This window comes from Acidovorax sp. GW835-FHT14B10 (assembly GCF_058793725.1).
Map to the genome: position 1 here is coordinate 66,094 of NZ_JBXAGC010000012.1, position 16,122 is coordinate 82,215.

Sequence of the window (16,122 nt, forward strand, 5' to 3'; positions counted from 1 at the left end):
ATGGAATTCAAAAATTCAATTCGCAATGCGTTTCGGTTCTTTGGGTACGACGTCATGTCTCTTGCCTACAGCCAAGACTACATTTATGATAGATATTTGAAAACTGCGCTCAAACGCTACAACGTTTCGACAGTTCTGGATATTGGTGCCAATATTGGAGGATATGGCGAACTGCTCAGGTCAATTGGCTATTCCGGAAAAATTCATTCGTTTGAGCCCTGTTCTGCACCATACGAAAAGCTGGTGAGGCTAGCATCAGAAGATAGCCAGTGGTCAACTCACAAAATGGGACTGAGCGATAAGGTGGGGCAAGCCGAGATCAATCTCATGGCAGGCAGCGAGTTGAATTCGCTTCTTAGTCCAGCGGAGAGCAGCGAGCGCATGTCGTTGATCGGGCGCGAGGTGATTTCGCTATCGTCCCTTGATGCTCTTGATATTCCGATCGATTGGAGTAAGGCGTTCGTTAAGATCGATACCCAGGGGCATGATCGCACGGTGATCAATGGTGGGCTTGATCGACTTAAGATTGTGCCTTTGCTGCAAACCGAGGTTTCATTTCTTCCTATCTATCAGAACATGCCGTCTTATCATGAATCATTGGCATTGTTGGACGATGTTGGCTTTGATGTACTGGGCATGTTTCCCGTCTCGCGGGACGATGCTGGACGAGTTCGTGAGTTCGATTGCCTTTGCTTGAATAGGAATTTTTCCCGCTAAGCTTTTTGAGGCGAAAAAAACCCCGCGCATGCGGGGTTTTTATTTACCTGGGAACGATCGCCCAAGTCGGGTTGTTTGCAAAATCCGCATCCATCAAAGGTGTCTTCGATTTCCAGAGTGCATAGGCGGTCGATGCATTTTGAACACCAAGGCTTGAAACTGCCCCCAACATGGCTCTTGCGTTCGCTGCGTAACCCCCGGCCCACGCAGGGTAGCCATCATAGGTGGCTGTATCAGAGCAAGTGACGCCTGGGAAGTTGATCTGAGCAAGTTCGTTCCATCCCGTGATCCAGTTGCCGCCAGAATTCTTTAGTTCCAAGTAATAGGCGGCTGCCTTTGACAAGCAGAATCCCTGAGACTCATTCATAAACCGACCAACTCCAAGCTTGCTGACAAAATTCACCAGATCTTTAGCTCGTGGTTCGTCTGCTTCTGCATGTTGCGCCATCACAATTGCCCAGAAATCGTTTTGCCATGGGCCGGCTTGAGCTGTTGCGTAGGGATTAACAGGGGATCCCATTGGCGAGACATCGGTTGCAGGCGATGCAATCCAGTTTTGATAGAACCACTCTAGGTTATTGGAGAGTCTGCTTTTGAAGTAGGTCTTCATTGCGTGGTTGTCAGGAAGAATTCTCGAGGCATCACCCAATGCACGCATCATCCACGCCTGAGCGCGCACTTGGTCTTCCCAAAGCAAACCCTGTCCAAAGCTTCGGTAGCCAGGACTCATCGCCGTCAGGTTCCAAGCCGACCAGAACATCAGTTCTTCTTGAAAAAATGCATCCCCTGTAATTAGGTAAGGCACATAAGCATAGGAGCCTTGGTGTCCAGTGTCGGGTTCCCAGATGGTGGCTGCATTAACAAGCGTTGGAAGTGCAGGCTGCGAGGTGCCCCGCATCGTGGAAACATTGGGGTATCGATCCAGGTCCAGCGGCTGGCTAGAAGATTCGTCGCGGTAGTGAACGGGTACGGCACCTGCAACATCGGCGTGGGCAAGCATCACCTCTTTCATTCGCTCATCTTGAGAGATGAGATACATGGCCGTCCATTGAGGCACCGGCCCGATTTCCGGACGACCGCCCGTGGTCGGAAAATAGGCCGTCATCAGTAAGTTGGCCATCGGGCCAAGGCTGGCTTGATTGGCTTTTGCTTGGGTGTACTGCGAATAGAGGGAAGAAAGAACGGTCTCTGGAATGGTGAGATTCAGGTTGTAGTTCCAGATTGCCTTGCTCGCCAAGAAGTAAGGCATGTTGTGCCGCACCCGCGCCAGCGGTTCGGCCGACGCGCCGGTCCACAGCACCTTGTGCCACCGCGCGTGGTGGTAGTGGGTGAACTTGGGTTGGGTGTAGATGGTGCTGCCGTTGCGCTTGACGGCAAACGAATACGTGATGTTGCCGGGGCTTGCCGTCCAGGTGCGGGTGTTTTCCATCACCACGTCGGTGCGGATGCGCTGGCCGCCGTCCAGCAGGCGGGTGTGCAGCCGGGCGCTCAGGTGCGGGTGTGGCGTGCCCGTTGCCTTGTTCTTGAACGGCAGGGCAACGGTGTACTCGGTTGCCACGGCGCCGGCCAGGCGGCGGCCGGTGTTGTTGGTGATTTGCGTTGCCAGTTGGGCTTGGGGTTGTGCCACCAGCGTGGCGGTCACGTTGCCACTGGCGTCATACACCTGTGCTTCGAGCTCCAGGTTCCAGTCGGGGGAAGCGGGCACGCTGGGGGTGCTGCTGGACTTGGCGCCCGGAAAGATGTTGATGATGCGTGCTTCACCCGGCTGCACATTGCTCAACTGGGCGCTGAGCACGGCGAATCTGGCAGACCCATCGCGGTGGGACGAGATCTCGTCGGCCTGCAAGGGAATGGTCGCACCGCCCACTTGGGCGACCAGTCCTTGCGTCGTGTGCTGCCAGTCGCCCGCTTTGAAGGGTTGACCAAAGGTGACTGGCAGGCTGGCCTGCGCCTGGGAGCTGGTGGAGGCCACTTCCACGCAGGTGATGGCACCTGCTGCACAGCTGAATGGAACATTGGCGATGGGCGTGGGCGCTGGTGGCAGGGTGGAAACTGTCGTGGTCGATACGGTGCCATCGGTTGTAACGGTCTCCGTGGTGGTCACGGTGTCCGAGGTCGTTGTGGACTGGGTTGATGCCGTCGCCGATGGCCGCTGGCGCTGGCCTTGACGCGCCAGTTCCATGTTGGACTCGGACGCTTGCGCGGACTCGATGCCCAGTGTGGCGCTGTCGCCGCCGCCACCGCAGGCCGATAAGGTGGCCAATAGAAGCAGGCCTGTAAGCCCGTTGCGACAATTATTTCTAATTGTGTCTTTCTGGAAAACTGAAGTGCTCATGTATTTCGGGGCATCCGATGGGAAGGGGTTGCTGGTATGTGCTGGCAGGTGGCTTGCGCCGCCGCAGGGTAGGGCCATGAAACCCGGCCTACCTTGAGCGCATCGGGGGTGAAAGAGCTGCGCGACAAGCGTTGGTGTGGTGGTCTTGACCACGGACGCAGACCGTGCGGGTCTTCGGCAGACCAGGAATTGTCCGGGAGGGCGTATCTAAAGAAGAAACCGTATGTCACAGCCGGCAGCACCGTGAGGCGGTACCGTGGCTTCGTTGGCTGGCCGGCTCGGAGCGCTTGCAGATGGGCTTTTGATGTGCTTAAAAATTAAGCAAAATCAATAGCGAAGAACCATGATAGATGGTGCCAATGGGGGCAGTTTTGCGCAGCAACAGCGAGGTATCGGGATCTTCGGTGGACCTTGCGGCTGGGGCGGGTTTGCTGGGGCCGTGTGGGAGGTTTGCGCTGCACCCTGTAATGGAAACATTTTCAAACATATCCCCGTGAACCGGAACAAAAAACCTGCGCTTTGCGCCGCATTTCGATGCGGCGCCAACAGCCCAGGGCGTTGCTGGAGGGCGGTAATTTGTCTAAAAGTGCGCTTCCATTGCTATTGATTAAATAGCTGTTGGTGCTTTGCTGTTCTGCATTAGTTGCTGTTTCTTTTGAATTATTGTTTGTGGCAGGCAAAAAGAGCGATGTGCCTGAAGGGTTATCTGCTACAACGGGCCTCACTTCATGGAGGAGGGGAGAGTGGTCCAGACATCGAACTTGCCTCTGGTCGTGGACTTGGACGGCACCCTTACGCCCACGGACACCTTGCTGGAGTCCTTGGTCCGACTGCTCAAGCGTTCTCCGTGGAGCGTTTTGCGCTTGCCTTTGTGGCTGATGCGTGGCCGGGCAGGGTTCAAGGAGGCCATTGCGTCCCGCGTCACCCTCGACGCTGAAAACATTCCCTATTGCACACCGCTGCTGGAGTACCTGCGCGCAGAGAAATCCAGGGGGCGGGAAATCGTCCTTGCCACGGCGGCGCACCACACCACCGCCCAGGGGGTGGCAAGGCACCTGGGGATTTTCGACAAGGTGCTTTCCACCCACGGTGGCAACAATCTGAAAGGCCGGACGAAACTCCAGGCGATTCAGGCACAAGTGGGCGAGGCGTTTGTCTATGCCGGCGATGGCAGCGCCGATCTGCCGATCTGGAAGCAGGCCCAGGCGGCAATTCTGGTGGGTGTGGCGCACCGTACAGCGGCCCAGGTGCGGCGCGCAGTGCCCATCGAGCGCGAGTACCCGAAGCCGGCCAGCGGCATGGCAGTGTGGCTGCGGGCCCTGCGGGTACACCAGTGGATCAAGAATCTGTTGCTGTTCGTTCCGCTGCTCACCACGTTCGAATTCACCCGCATGGACAAGCTGGCCAGCATGGCGCTGGCCTTTGCCGCGTTTTCCCTCGCCGCATCCGCCACCTATATCGTCAACGACCTGTGGGATCTCGAAAGTGACCGCGCTCACCCCCGCAAACGCCTGCGTCCCTTTGCCAGCGGCGCGCTGCCGATTCTGCAGGGGCTGCTGGTGGCGGGCATCGCGCTGGTGTTGGCCCTTGGCCTGGCCAGTGCCGTGTCGCAAGGATTTCTCGGGATGCTGGTGACGTACCTGGTATTGACCAGCTTCTACAGCTGGGTGATCAAGGAATACGTGTTGATGGACGTGCTCATGCTGTCGCTTCTCTACACCATTCGCATACTGGCAGGCTCGGTGGCGATCGGTGCGATCACCAGTTCCTGGCTGTTGGCCTTTTCGGCATTCATATTTCTGAGCCTGGCCTTGGTCAAGCGCTGTGCGGAACTGGTGTCGTTGAAAGACGCCGGCGCGGGTGCGACCCGTGGACGCGATTACCGGGTAAGCGATCTGGTGGTGCTGTGGCCACTGGGTGTGGGCGCAGCGCTGTGTGCCGTGGTGGTGTTCGGCCTGTTCATCAGCGCGCCCGAGACCCAGGCGCGCTACGCCACCCCGCAAATGTTGTGGTTCGTGGCCATCGGCTTGGTGTACTGGATGGCACGCCTGTGGATCAAGACATCGCGTGGGGAGATGCACGATGACCCGGTTGTCTATGCCCTCAAGAACCGTGGCAGCCGCCTGACGGTGCTGGCCATGATCGCTGCAGCCATGGCAGCGCATTTTTTCACTTGGGAGCTTTATCCATGAACACCTTTGCGATTGCCCTGCTGAGCGTCGCGCTGTCGGTGGCTGCGCAGTTCTTGCTGAAGGCTGGCATGTCGGACCCGGGGGTGCGGGATGCGATGGCGCAGCCGCATTCGCTGGTCCATCTGGTCTCGGTGATGGCCAACCAATATGTGCTGGGGGGATTTGTGTTGTATGGCCTGGGGGCCGTCATCTGGCTGGGCGTGCTGTCGAAATGGGATGTCAGCAAGGCCTATCCGCTCGTCGGTCTGGGGTTCGCCCTCACGGTGGTGGTGGGGTTCGCGTTGGGCGAGCAGGTATCCCCGTTGCGCGCGGGCGGGGTTGCATTGATTTGTGCGGGGGTTTTTCTGGTGGCACAGTCCTGAAAATCCACCGGCCGCTGGATGGAGCGGCGTCGCTATGATGCCTTTTGGCATTCCAGCGCGGCACAGTTTTTTAATGAGGCGTCATGAAAATCACAGTCATCGGGACAGGGTATGTGGGGCTGGTCAGCGGGGCCTGCCTCGCCGAGGTGGGCAACGATGTGCTGTGCCTGGATCTCGACCAGGAGAAGATCCGGGTGCTGGAGACGGGGGGGATCCCCATTTATGAACCCGGCTTGCAGGACATGGTGCAGCGCAATGTAGCGGCCGGCCGCTTGCACTTCACCACGGATGTGGCGCGCGCCGTGCAGCATGGCACCCTGCAGTTCATTGCGGTGGGTACGCCGCCCGATGAAGACGGCTCGGCCGACATGCAATATGTGCTGGCTGCGGCGCGCAATATCGGCCGCCTCATGACCGACTACAAGGTCGTGGTGAACAAGAGCACGGTGCCTGTGGGCACGGCCGACAAGGTGCATGCCGCCATTGCCGACGAACTGCGCCAGCGTGGCGCGCAGACACCTTATGCGGTGGTGTCCAATCCCGAGTTTCTCAAGGAAGGTGCGGCGGTCGAGGATTTCATGCGCCCGGACCGCATCATCGTCGGCGCCTCCGACGAGCAGGCCATTTTGCTCATGCGTGCGCTGTACGCGCCGTTTCAGCGCAACCGGGATCGCTTGGTCGTGACGGATGCCCGCAGCGCCGAGCTGACCAAATACGCCGCCAACGCCATGCTGGCCACGCGCATCAGCTTCATGAACGAGCTGGCCAATCTGGCCGAAAAGCTGGGTGCCGACATTGAAATGGTGCGCCAGGGCATGGGCTCAGACCCGCGCATCGGCTATCACTTTCTGTACCCGGGCTGCGGCTACGGCGGTTCGTGTTTTCCCAAGGACGTGAAAGCCCTCATCAAGACCGCGGCGGCCGATGCAGGCCTGAGCCTGAAGGTGCTCACGGCGGTTGAAGACGCCAACGCCGCGCAAAAACATGTGCTGGGCCACAAGATCAAGCGGCGGCTGGGTGAAGACCTCTCGGGTCGGCATTTTGCGGTGTGGGGCCTGGCGTTCAAGCCCAATACCGACGACATGCGCGAAGCGCCCAGTTTGGAGCTGCTGGCCGACCTGCTGGCTGCCGGGGCCACCGTCACCGCCTACGACCCGGTGGCAATGTCGGAGGCACAGCGCGTGCTGGGGGACGAGCCGCGCATCCGCTATGCGCAGACGCCCAACGAGGCCCTGGAGGGGGCGGACGCGCTGGTCATCGTGACGGAATGGAAAGAGTTCCGCAGCCCTGACTTTGAACTTCTCAAGGCGCGGCTCAAGCAGCCACTCATCGTGGATGGCCGCAACCTTTACGACCCTGCCTGGGTGCGCAGCCGGGGGTTCGACTACCTGGCCATCGGCCGCTGAGCGAACAGGGCAGGGCGACGGCATGCCCGGCGACGTGTTCGAGACCGAGGCCTGGTTTGCCAATTTGCGGGCCCATGGTTTCGAGCGGGCGCCCCACCGGCACTGGACATGTTCGCTGCCTGTGTCGTTGGGGGCGGGCACTGCACACCTGCACCTGATGCAGCAGGCGCCCGGTCAGCCGCTGGCTGCGCTGGGCAACTACTACAGTTGCCTCTATGGCCCGGTGGGCTCGGCGCAAGCGGTTGGCGAGCTTTCTGCCCAGCAGTGGCAAGCGTTTGCAAAGGCACTGCGGCAACTGCCGGGTGGCGCCGTGCTGCGTCTGCAGCCGCTGGATGCCGACAGCGCGTGGCTGGCGGCGCTGCAGGGCGGGCTGCAAGCTGCCGGATACTGGACCGACCGGTTTTTTTGTTTCGGTAACCACTACCAAATCGTTCCGCAAGGCGGGTTTGCTGCGTATTGGCAGCAGCGGCCGTCGGCGCTGCGCCACAGTGTGGAGCGGGGCCGGCGCCGGCTCGACCGTGCGGGAACCTGGCGCATCGACATCCATACCGGGGCATCGACCGACGTGGACCGGGCCTTGGCCGCGTACCAGGCGGTCTATGCCCAAAGCTGGAAGCAGCCGGAGCCTTGTCCCGGCTTCATGCCAGGGCTGGTACGCACTGCCGCGCACGAAGGCTGGTTGCGGCTGGGCGTGCTGTGGCTGGGCGAGCAGCCCTTGGCCGCGCAGGTCTGGCTGGTGCATGGCGGCAAGGCCAATATCTACAAACTGGCTTATGTGAAGGGGCAAGACCGCTTGTCGCCCGGCTCGGTCCTCACGGCGGCACTGATGGCGCATGCCATGGACGTGGATGGGGTGCGGGAGGTCGACTATCTCAGCGGTGACGACGCCTACAAGCGCGACTGGATGGCCCAGCGCCGCGAGCGTGTGGGGCTGGTGGCTTTCGATCCGCGCAGTTTGCACGGTTTATGGGCGGGTGGTCGGCATTCTATGGGGGCGTGGATGGGGCGGATGGTCCAGCGGCTGCCGGTTGTGGTCAAGCAAAAGAAACCATGGGCACCTCGTGAAACGTAAAAGGGAACGTGTTCGCGTTCCCTTTTTGTTTTCAGGCCTTTGGAGAGCGGGCGCAGAGAGACTCCTTGCTATTCATTTGGCAGCTGATTTCCGGCGGCTAGCACCCAGGCCAAGCAAGGCAACGCCGAGCAGTGCGAGGCTGGTTGGTTCCGGAACCTGGAAGCTGCCTCCTGTAAGGGCCAGCCTGATGACCATGTCGTCGTGGTTGTCGTCACCACTGGCGCCGCCGTCATCCAGGAAGAGCCAGGCAACCTGACCTGAGCCAGGGGTGCTGCCATTGATGGTCGTGTCGAAGGTATTGCCGAGTGTGACGAAAAAGTTGGGCACCGCCAACGCCACATTGCCGTCGTTGGCTCCGTTGACAAGATTCGGTGCACCGCCCAGCCCCGAGAAGTAAAAGTTGAGCAGGCCAGAGGCAACATTGGCCAAGTTGCAAGTTGAGCCGACTTGGGCTCCAGTGATTGTGTTCCCTCCAAGGTGGTCAAATCCGCAGGCCCCAAAATCGAAGGAGTTGCTATAGCCAGCTTCTGCGCCGAAATACTGCACAGAAATGTTGGCGGGACCTCCGAGCAGATAGAGGTTTGCGTTGAACCAACCCTCCACGGGACCACTGCCAATGGCCGCAAGGTAGTCGTTGGTGGCGGCTCCTCCGGGAATCGATCCGACGAACGTTGCATGGGCAGGTGCCGCAACCAGCGCGGCCACTGCCAGTGCGCCTGCTGACAGGGTTTGGCGAAGGAATTTCATATCGTGCTCCTTGAGTTCAAAAGGTGCTGCAGAGACCGCGGGATTGCGGTTTACGCTGAGAATGCATGTTGCATGCCAATTTTGAAAATCAAATAAAATCAAGGACTTGCGATAAATTTCGTGTTGTCTATCCATTCGGATGTAATAAATTTCGACGGTGTCCCGGTGGGCGTGTTGATTGCCCGCCACCAGGGCTGTTTTTTCCCTCCATGCCTGCGAGCGTGGTTCGAATCTGGGTGGTGTGCGTGCACAGGCGGGTTACCCCAGAAGATCCGCAGATGCCAAGCCGCCATCGGTTTTTCCACCGATGAGGCGCTCAAGTGAATGGGCGTACGAGTGGGTCCAGCCAGTCCCGTACCAGGGCTTGCACGGATTGCTGTGACTGGGGTGTGGAGCAGGTGTGATCGGCCAGGGGCAGTGTGTGCCGGATGAGTGCTGCTTTTCGGGACCAGCCGACCCAGCCGCTGCGGGTGTTTGCGTGTTCGACGAATTCCAGTGCCGTGAGGTCGCGCTCGCTCAGCAATAGCAGGATAGGCCCAGGAAACGCCTGCCAACCTTGCGCCATGCGCTCTTGAAATGTGATCGTTTGGGGCGATTTTTTCCGCATGGTGCGCAGGTTGCTCCCCAGGCCACGCAGCGCCTGCCAGCCCACCCCGCCGGCGACCAGTTTGCGCCAGAAAGCGGGTTCCAGGAGGCGCTGGCGGTAGTAGTGCTTGACCCGTGCGCGGGCCAGTCCGGCGTCGGAGCGTACCCAGGGGTTGAGCAGCACCAGTCCCGTCACCCGCGGGTCATGCCTGGCCTGCAGGTAGAGCAGGCTGGCCGAGGCTCCGTCGCACAGGCCCCAGAGCACGGCCCTGTTCACCTTCACGGGGTGGCTGCACAAGGCGTCGATGGCTGCGGCAATGTGGGGGGCGGAGTCTTCAAAGGGCACGGGATCGCCTGGGCTGTCCCCCATGCCGGGAAAGTCAAAGCGCAACACCGGGTAGCCTGCGGCAGCCAGGAATCGGGCAAGTTGCACGAACTGCCGGTGGCTGCCCGCTCGGTATTGCGCGCCGCCCACGACAATCACCACGCCCATGCTGGACTGGGGTGTGTCCGGTGCGGGCAGGCTGACGATGCCCAGCATGTCTTGCGCGTTGGGGCCGGGGATGACCAGGGGTTGTTCTTGGCAGTTCATGGCGTCTTCACCTGCGTGCCTGCTCCGTGGAGCATGTCGAGCGTTGCCTGCAACAGGGCGGGTGCTTCATCGTGGGCCACGGTTTGCCAGAAAAGCGGGCCCGTGAGCGCCAGTGCAGACACCGCCCAGCCTGCGTCGCGCCAAAGGGCGAGCTGCTGGACTGAGGCCGGAGTCAGCATGGGCTCTGCCTGGGCTGACAACTCCAGCCAGACCAGCCGACCTGGGAGCCGCTGGGAGGGCTGCAGCCGCGCCGCAGCCAGACCCTGCGCCAGCGCTGGTGTCAGGGTGTAGCCGGCAATGTCCACGGACTGGTCCTTGTCGAGCAGGTACGCTGGCGGCGGCCCGTTGGCGTTGCCAGTGCCAAGCCACTGGCTGGCTGTGTGCAGGCGCAGAAATTGTTGCAGCTGCTGCTGCCCGCTGAGGGTCGGCTGCCACAGCAGCAAATGGCAAGGATCGGCCAGCTCGCTTGCAAGCGCCGTGGCGAGCAGGGCGCCGGCGCGCAGGCCCCATAGCCACAGCGGGCCCCTGGCGTGTTCTTGCAGCCAGCGGTGGGCCAGCCGCGCGTCCTGCAGCCAGGCCTGCCAGGTGGCATCGGCAAAGTCGCCTTCGCTGTCGCCACAGCCCAGCAGATCGATCTGCAGCACGCCGTAGCCGGCTTGCGCCAGCGCCCTCGCTTGCTGAGCAACCACGCGCCGCGTGCCATTGAGCTCTTCGGCAAACGGGTGCAGATACAGCACGCAACCCCGGCGGGCATCACCCTGCGGAGGGTGGAACAGGCAAAAGCGCAGCCCGGTGTCGGTCGGCAAGAAAAATGCCTGCGGCAGGGTGGCGCGCCCGACAAGGCTCATGGGTCCTGCCGGGCCAGCGCCTGCCCCACCAGGTCGCTCAGACTGCCCACGGTGGCGAACACCGCGCCACGGAGGTCTTCATCGCTGAAGGTGATGCCGAAGTGGTTTTCCAGACCGGTGAGCAGTGCCAGCACGGCCATGGAGTCGAGCTCCGGCAGGGCGCCCAGCAGCGGGGTGTCGCGCGTGAAACCCGCGGTGCGACCTTGCAGGCTGAGTGCGCTGTCGAGCACGTGAAGGACTTGATCGGTCAGGTTCATGGCGGGTGGGGTGTGTGGCGGGGTTGCGGATGGATTCTAGGCAGGCCGCGGGTTGCGTGGGGCGGGCCACTGGGAAGCATGGCAATGACTTACCATCCGCCACATGCCCCAAGCGCCGGATTTTCACAGCGGAGTGCCCCCCGTTTTGCTGCACGAGCTGCCGGCCCGGGCGGCCGCCTGTTGGCCGGATCACCGGGCCTTGACGGTGGAGGGGGTGCACCTGTCGTATGGCGACCTGCAGTCGCAGATGGAGCGCTGCACGGCGGGCCTGCTGGCCCTGGGGCTGGAGCGCGGGGCCCGCGTGGTGGTGTACCTCGAAAAGCGGGTGGAAACCGTGGTGGCCAGCTTTGCTGCACCTGCCGCAGGCGGTGTGCTGGTGCCCGTGAATCCCTTGCTGAAGGCGGGGCAGGTGGCGCACATTCTGCAAGATGCGCAAGCGCAGGTGCTGGTGACATCCGCTGCGCGCCTGGCGGTTTTGGCCCCGGTGCTGGCCAACTGCCCCGGGCTGCGGCATGTGGTGCTGTGTGATGGGCACCCGCCGGCCGCTCCAGATGTTTTTTCGGTGCACGTTGGCGTGCATGCCTGGTCCGATGTGCTGGCCAGTCAGCCGGTTGCGCCGCCCCGGTTGCTGGACATGGATGTGGCGGTGATTTTTTACACCTCCGGCAGCACGGGCCAGCCCAAGGGGGTGGTGCTGTCGCACCGCAATCTGGTGGCCGGCGCCACCAGTGTTGCGAGCTATCTGCACAACCACGCCGATGACACTTTGCTGGCAGTGCTGCCACTGTCCTTCGATGCCGGGTTCAGCCAGCTCACCACGGCCTTTCTGGTGGGCGCGCGCGTGGTGCTGCTCAACTACCTGTTGCCGCGCGATGTGTTGCAGGCCATGGTGCGCGAGCGGGTCACGGGCCTGACGGCAGTGCCGCCGCTGTACATGCAGCTGGCGGCGCTGGACTGGCCGGCCGGTGCCGCGCAACATCTGCGCTATTGGGCCAACACCGGCGGGCGCATGCCCCGGGCCACGCTGCAGCGCTTGCGCGACCTGGCGCCCGCAGCTTCGCCCTTTCTGATGTATGGACTGACCGAGGCGTTTCGTTCCACGTTTCTGCCACCCGACGAGGTGGACCGGCGGCCCGATTCCATCGGGCGGGCGATACCGAATGCCGATGTGCGCGTGCTGCGCGAAGACGGCAGCGAGTGTGCCGTCAACGAGCCTGGCGAGCTGGTGCATCGCGGCCCGCTGGTGGCCCTGGGCTACTGGCGGCAACCCGAGGCGACCGTGCAGCGTTTCAGGCCCTGGCCTGCGGATCTGCTGCCTGCGGGTGGCGACTGGCGGGCGCCAGAGCGGGCGGTGTACTCGGGCGATACGGTGCGTCGCGATGCCGATGGGTTCCTGTATTTTGTGGGCCGGCGCGACGAGATGATCAAGACATCGGGCTACCGCGTCAGTCCCACCGAGGTGGAAGAGGTGCTGTATTCCAGCGGCCTGGTTGCCGAAGCGCTGGTGCATGCGGTGCCCGACGAGGCGCTGGGCAGCGCCATCTGTGCGGCGTTGCTGGCTTCGCCCGAGGCCAGCGGCAACGCCGGCGCGGACAGCGCGGCCCTTCTGGCGCATTGCCGCGCGCATCTGCCCGCGTACATGCTGCCCAAAGCACTGGAATGGGTCCGCCAACCCCTGCCGCGCAGCCCCAATGGCAAGCTGGACCGCCAACGCTGGATACAGGAATATGGATCGATTCGACACCTCCCGCGATGAACTGCAGGTCGGCGGCATGCCGCTGTCCTTGCTGGCCGAACGGGTCGGCCAGACGCCTTTTTACGCATACGACCGCGCGCTGATCGCGGCGCGCATCGCAGCCGTGCGGCAGGTGCTGCCGCAAGGCGTGCACCTGCACTACGCCATCAAGGCCAACCCCATGCCGGCCCTGGTGGGCTTTGTGCGCCCGCTGGTCGATGGCATGGACGTGGCTTCGGCTGGCGAACTCAAGCTGGCGCTGGATGCCGGCGCGGATGTCCAGTCCGTGGGCTTTGCGGGGCCGGGTAAAAGCGATGCCGAGTTGCGCCGGGCCGTGGCCGCAGGGGTGTTGTTGCATGTGGAGTCGGCGCGCGAACTGCGGGTGTTGGCCGATGCCGCGCAGGCGCTGGGGCGGCCGGCGCGCGTGGCACTGCGCATCAATCCGGATTTCGAATTGCGCGGTGCCGGCATGCACATGGGTGGCGGCCCCAAGCCCTTCGGGATCGACGCCGAGCAGGTGCCGGCCTTGTTGCGCGGCATGGTGCCGCACGGCGTGGCGTTCGAGGGTTTCCATCTCTATCCGGGCTCGCAGAACCTGCGTGGCAACGTGATTGCGGAGAGCCTGCGCCGCTCGCTCGACCTGGTGCTGCGCCTGGCGCAGGATGCACCCGCCCCCGTACGCCACGTCAACCTGGGCGGCGGCTGGGGCATACCGTATTTCCCGGGCGAGCACGCGCTGGACCTCGCTCCCGTGGCCGATGCCCTGGCACGGGTGCAGGCCGACCTGGGGCGTGCGCTGCCTGCGGCGCGGCTGGTGCTGGAACTGGGGCGTTATCTGGTGGGCGAGGCGGGCATTTATGTGGCGCGGGTGATTGACCGCAAGGTGTCGCGTGGACAAGTGTTCCTGGTGACCGACGGTGGCATGCACCAGCATCTGGCTGCGTCGGGAAATTTTGGCCAGGTGATCCGGCGCAACTACCCGGTGGTGATTGGAAACCGGCTGCAGGCGCCCGGGCGCGAGAGCGCCTGCGTCGTGGGGCCGTTGTGCACCCCGCTGGATGTGCTGGCCGACTGGATGGAACTGGCTGTGGCGCAGCCCGGTGACCTGGTGGTGGTGTTCCAGTCCGGGGCCTATGGCGCGACGGCCAGCCCGCAGGCCTTTTTGGGGCATCCGCCATGTCCCGAAGTGCTGGTGTAGAAGCACGCAACGCAACGTCCGCCGCTGTCCGTGCGGGCATGCCGGGCTTGTGCGGCTTATGCTTCGCGGCAGCAGCCCTGGGTGTCGCCGGTCAGCACCCCGTGGCGCCCGCTCTGGCCGTGGTGGTGCTGTGCACCGTGGTGGCCTGGGCCGCCTGGCGGCCTGGCGACCTGTGGTTCCTGTTGCCAGCGTTTTTGCCGGTGGCCAGTTTCGCACCCTGGACGGGCTGGTGGCTGGTGGACGAATCCGACCTGCTGATACTTGCTGCCATGGGCGGCGCCTACCTGCGCTGGAGCCTGGATGCATGGCGCAGACCCGCCGCCGTTTTCCACTGCACGCCGCGCAGCATGCGTTGGGTGTACCGGGTGCTGCCACCGGTGCTGCTGCTGGGCGTGTGGCGCGGCTTGGACGATGCGCGTGGCGCCGCGCCGTGGACCGCATTGCTGGCGGACCTGTGGGCCCACGGGGTTTATGGGGACTACGACCTGCCCGGCAATACGCTGCGTGTGGCCAAGAGCCTGGTGTGGGGGCTGCTGCTGATGCCCGCGCTGTACCGCGCGGGCGAGGGTGCCCCCCTGCGGCTGGCGCGGGGCATGGTCGCCGGGCTGGCACTGGTCTGCGCCGCGGTGGTGTGGGAGCGCGGCGTTTACGTGGGTGGTCTGGACTTTAGCGACCACTATCGCATTACGGCCTGGTTCTGGGAAATGCATGTCGGCGGCGGCGCCATCGACGTCTATCTGGCGTTGGCATTGCCGTTCGCATGGTGGGCGGCATGGACTGCCCCCCATGGCTGGCGCTGGTGCGCGGCGGCGGCGCTGGTGCTGGTGTCGATCTATGCGGTTCTCATGACGTACTCACGCGGCGTTTATCTGTCTGTGGCGCTGGCATGGATGGCACTGACCGTGTTGGCTCACAAATATCGCCTTGTTGCGCCGGATGGTTCTGTAGGGCATCGGCGGGCAATGGTGTGCCTGCTGGTGGCGTTGGTGGTGGAAGCGCTGGGTGTTTTGCTGGGCGGCTCATTCATGCCGGGGCGGCTGGCCCGATCCGATAAAGACCTCTACCAGCGATTGGCCCATTGGCAGCGCGGTGTGGACTTGTTGAAGACGCCCAGCCAGTGGGTCCTTGGGCTGGGGGTGGGGCGGTTGCCGGCGCATTCCAGCACGCAGACCATGGAGGGGGCCTTGCCAGGCCAGGTGCGCTGGGTGCGCGGTACGAATGGCAGCAGCCAGGTGTGGCTTTCGGGGCCCGCACGACCGGGGGGCAGGGGCGAGCTGGCGCTCACCCAGCGCGTGGCATTGGCGCCGGGTGGCGCCTACAGCGTTCGCTTGCACGGGTACGCCGGGGCGTCCGCGCTGTTGAAGGTTCAGCTGTGTGAGCGGCATCTGCTGTACTCCTTCCGGTGCCAGGAGCAAATGCACCATGTGCTTGCATCGGGCGATGAAGCGGGCGGCTGGCTGGAATGGCGTTTGCAGGGCCCCGCTTTTGCGCCGGAGGGGGCCCTTTCTGCCTGGAGAGAGGGTGTGCTGTCGATCACGGTGGTGCAGGCAAAGACGCCTGTGCGCCTGGACGCGGTGGAACTGATCGATCCACAGGGCCGGCAGATGCTCAAGAATGCAGTTTTTGCACAAGGGCCGCGGCACTGGAGCAGCATCGCCCACGCGAACTTCCTGCCCTGGCATATCGACAACATGCTGCTGGAACTGTTGATCGAACGTGGGTTGCTGGGATGGGTGGTGCTGGCCGCATTGGCGGTTGGGGCGCTGATGCGGGCCGCTCAAGGTGTTGCCCGGAAAAACGCTTTGGCCCTTGTGGCGGGCGTTTCAATGGCTACTACCCTCCTGATTGGAGCGGTAATTAGCACCATTGAAATTCCACGCGTATCCATTATGCTTTGGCTGTTGCTTATCGTATCAACCCTGGTTCGCGACCCATCACTGAACCACAGTGTATTGAATCCGATGAGAGATAGTGATTGACTCGGATTCATTGGGTTGTCAAGCAACTTTTGACATGTCGAGCATTGGGATGCAGCGCAAACGCCTTGTTTCATGAATTGCCGAACGAGGGCGATTT

The 16,122-nt window shown here is 62.6% G+C and carries 13 protein-coding genes; 8 read left to right on the top strand and 5 right to left on the bottom strand.

Annotated elements, in window-relative coordinates:
• Entirely contained in the window at window positions 1-717 is a 717-nt protein-coding gene (locus tag AC1Q5S_RS11155; RefSeq protein WP_492238878.1) for an FkbM family methyltransferase, read from the top strand.
• 43 nt (window positions 718-760) lie between these two features.
• Here the strand turns inward: AC1Q5S_RS11155 and AC1Q5S_RS11160 are convergent, their stop codons facing one another.
• Window positions 761-3,052: a hypothetical protein gene (locus AC1Q5S_RS11160; protein WP_492238879.1), complete on the bottom strand. Its 2,292-nt coding sequence runs from the start codon at window positions 3,050-3,052 to the stop codon at window positions 761-763.
• A gap of 743 nt (window positions 3,053-3,795) precedes the next feature.
• Between AC1Q5S_RS11160 and AC1Q5S_RS11165 the strand changes: the two genes are divergently transcribed.
• The 4 genes from AC1Q5S_RS11165 to AC1Q5S_RS11180 all read left to right on the top strand — a co-directional run bounded on the left by AC1Q5S_RS11165 (window position 3,796) and on the right by AC1Q5S_RS11180 (window position 8,084).
• The gene (locus AC1Q5S_RS11165) at window positions 3,796-5,244 is read left to right on the top strand and encodes a UbiA family prenyltransferase (RefSeq protein WP_422203914.1); all 1,449 of its coding nucleotides are present in this window, start codon (window positions 3,796-3,798) and stop codon (window positions 5,242-5,244) included.
• Complete coding sequence (locus AC1Q5S_RS11170; RefSeq protein WP_422203916.1) at window positions 5,241-5,606, top strand: DMT family transporter; 366 nt, start codon at window positions 5,241-5,243, stop codon at window positions 5,604-5,606. The genes AC1Q5S_RS11165 and AC1Q5S_RS11170 overlap by 4 nt, the downstream gene beginning before the upstream one ends.
• 83 nt (window positions 5,607-5,689) lie before the next feature.
• The gene (locus tag AC1Q5S_RS11175; RefSeq protein WP_422203918.1) at window positions 5,690-7,012 is read left to right on the top strand and encodes a UDP-glucose dehydrogenase family protein; all 1,323 of its coding nucleotides are present in this window, start codon (window positions 5,690-5,692) and stop codon (window positions 7,010-7,012) included.
• A 22-nt stretch (window positions 7,013-7,034) separates the two neighbouring features.
• The gene (locus AC1Q5S_RS11180; RefSeq protein ID WP_422203920.1) at window positions 7,035-8,084 is read left to right on the top strand and encodes a GNAT family N-acetyltransferase; all 1,050 of its coding nucleotides are present in this window, start codon (window positions 7,035-7,037) and stop codon (window positions 8,082-8,084) included.
• A gap of 72 nt (window positions 8,085-8,156) precedes the next feature.
• Here the strand turns inward: AC1Q5S_RS11180 and AC1Q5S_RS11185 are convergent, their stop codons facing one another.
• The 4 genes from AC1Q5S_RS11185 to AC1Q5S_RS11200 all read right to left on the bottom strand — a co-directional run bounded on the left by AC1Q5S_RS11185 (window position 8,157) and on the right by AC1Q5S_RS11200 (window position 11,113).
• Window positions 8,157-8,966, bottom strand: a complete 810-nt coding sequence (locus AC1Q5S_RS11185) for a PEP-CTERM sorting domain-containing protein (RefSeq protein ID WP_492238880.1) — start codon at window positions 8,964-8,966, stop codon at window positions 8,157-8,159.
• Between the two features lie 181 nt (window positions 8,967-9,147).
• Entirely contained in the window at window positions 9,148-10,008 is an 861-nt protein-coding gene (locus AC1Q5S_RS11190; RefSeq protein WP_422203924.1) for a hydrolase 1, exosortase A system-associated, read from the bottom strand.
• Entirely contained in the window at window positions 10,005-10,856 is an 852-nt protein-coding gene (locus AC1Q5S_RS11195) for a hydrolase 2, exosortase A system-associated (protein ID WP_422203926.1), read from the bottom strand. The genes AC1Q5S_RS11190 and AC1Q5S_RS11195 overlap by 4 nt, the downstream gene beginning before the upstream one ends.
• The gene (locus AC1Q5S_RS11200; protein ID WP_303838198.1) at window positions 10,853-11,113 is read right to left on the bottom strand and encodes an acyl carrier protein; all 261 of its coding nucleotides are present in this window, start codon (window positions 11,111-11,113) and stop codon (window positions 10,853-10,855) included. Before AC1Q5S_RS11200 ends, AC1Q5S_RS11195 begins: the two co-directional genes overlap by 4 nt.
• A gap of 103 nt (window positions 11,114-11,216) precedes the next feature.
• Here AC1Q5S_RS11200 and AC1Q5S_RS11205 point away from each other — a divergent pair, with 103 nt between their 5' ends.
• The 3 genes from AC1Q5S_RS11205 (at window position 11,217) to AC1Q5S_RS11215 (ending at window position 16,025) form a co-directional block, all read left to right on the top strand.
• Window positions 11,217-12,869, top strand: a complete 1,653-nt coding sequence (locus tag AC1Q5S_RS11205) for an acyl-CoA ligase (AMP-forming), exosortase A system-associated (protein WP_422203929.1) — start codon at window positions 11,217-11,219, stop codon at window positions 12,867-12,869.
• Window positions 12,841-14,046, top strand: coding sequence for a pyridoxal-dependent decarboxylase, exosortase A system-associated (locus AC1Q5S_RS11210; RefSeq protein WP_422203931.1), 1,206 nt, complete (start codon window positions 12,841-12,843; stop codon window positions 14,044-14,046). Before AC1Q5S_RS11205 ends, AC1Q5S_RS11210 begins: the two co-directional genes overlap by 29 nt.
• Before the next feature lie 347 nt (window positions 14,047-14,393).
• Window positions 14,394-16,025 carry an O-antigen ligase family protein gene (locus tag AC1Q5S_RS11215; RefSeq protein ID WP_492238910.1) on the top strand — a complete coding sequence of 544 codons (1,632 nt, stop codon included), beginning with the start codon at window positions 14,394-14,396 and terminating at the stop codon, window positions 16,023-16,025.
• Window positions 16,026-16,122 lie beyond the last annotated feature (97 nt).

What these genes read in the sequence shown, in the direction of transcription:
- AC1Q5S_RS11205 (WP_422203929.1), top strand. Translation starts at nt 11,217, where the DNA reads ATGCCCCAAGCGCCGGATTTTCACAGCGGAGTGCCCCCCGTTTTGCTG.
- AC1Q5S_RS11185 (WP_492238880.1), bottom strand. Translation starts at nt 8,966, where the DNA reads ATGGATAGACAACACGAAATTTATCGCAAGTCCTTGATTTTATTTGAT.
- AC1Q5S_RS11180 (WP_422203920.1), top strand. Translation starts at nt 7,035, where the DNA reads ATGCCCGGCGACGTGTTCGAGACCGAGGCCTGGTTTGCCAATTTGCGG.
- AC1Q5S_RS11170 (WP_422203916.1), top strand. Translation starts at nt 5,241, where the DNA reads ATGAACACCTTTGCGATTGCCCTGCTGAGCGTCGCGCTGTCGGTGGCT.
- AC1Q5S_RS11190 (WP_422203924.1), bottom strand. Translation starts at nt 10,008, where the DNA reads ATGAACTGCCAAGAACAACCCCTGGTCATCCCCGGCCCCAACGCGCAA.
- AC1Q5S_RS11155 (WP_492238878.1), top strand. Translation starts at nt 1, where the DNA reads ATGGAATTCAAAAATTCAATTCGCAATGCGTTTCGGTTCTTTGGGTAC.
- AC1Q5S_RS11195 (WP_422203926.1), bottom strand. Translation starts at nt 10,856, where the DNA reads ATGAGCCTTGTCGGGCGCGCCACCCTGCCGCAGGCATTTTTCTTGCCG.
- AC1Q5S_RS11210 (WP_422203931.1), top strand. Translation starts at nt 12,841, where the DNA reads ATGGATCGATTCGACACCTCCCGCGATGAACTGCAGGTCGGCGGCATG.
- AC1Q5S_RS11200 (WP_303838198.1), bottom strand. Translation starts at nt 11,113, where the DNA reads ATGAACCTGACCGATCAAGTCCTTCACGTGCTCGACAGCGCACTCAGC.
- AC1Q5S_RS11215 (WP_492238910.1), top strand. Translation starts at nt 14,394, where the DNA reads ATGCGTTGGGTGTACCGGGTGCTGCCACCGGTGCTGCTGCTGGGCGTG.
- AC1Q5S_RS11175 (WP_422203918.1), top strand. Translation starts at nt 5,690, where the DNA reads ATGAAAATCACAGTCATCGGGACAGGGTATGTGGGGCTGGTCAGCGGG.
- AC1Q5S_RS11160 (WP_492238879.1), bottom strand. Translation starts at nt 3,052, where the DNA reads ATGAGCACTTCAGTTTTCCAGAAAGACACAATTAGAAATAATTGTCGC.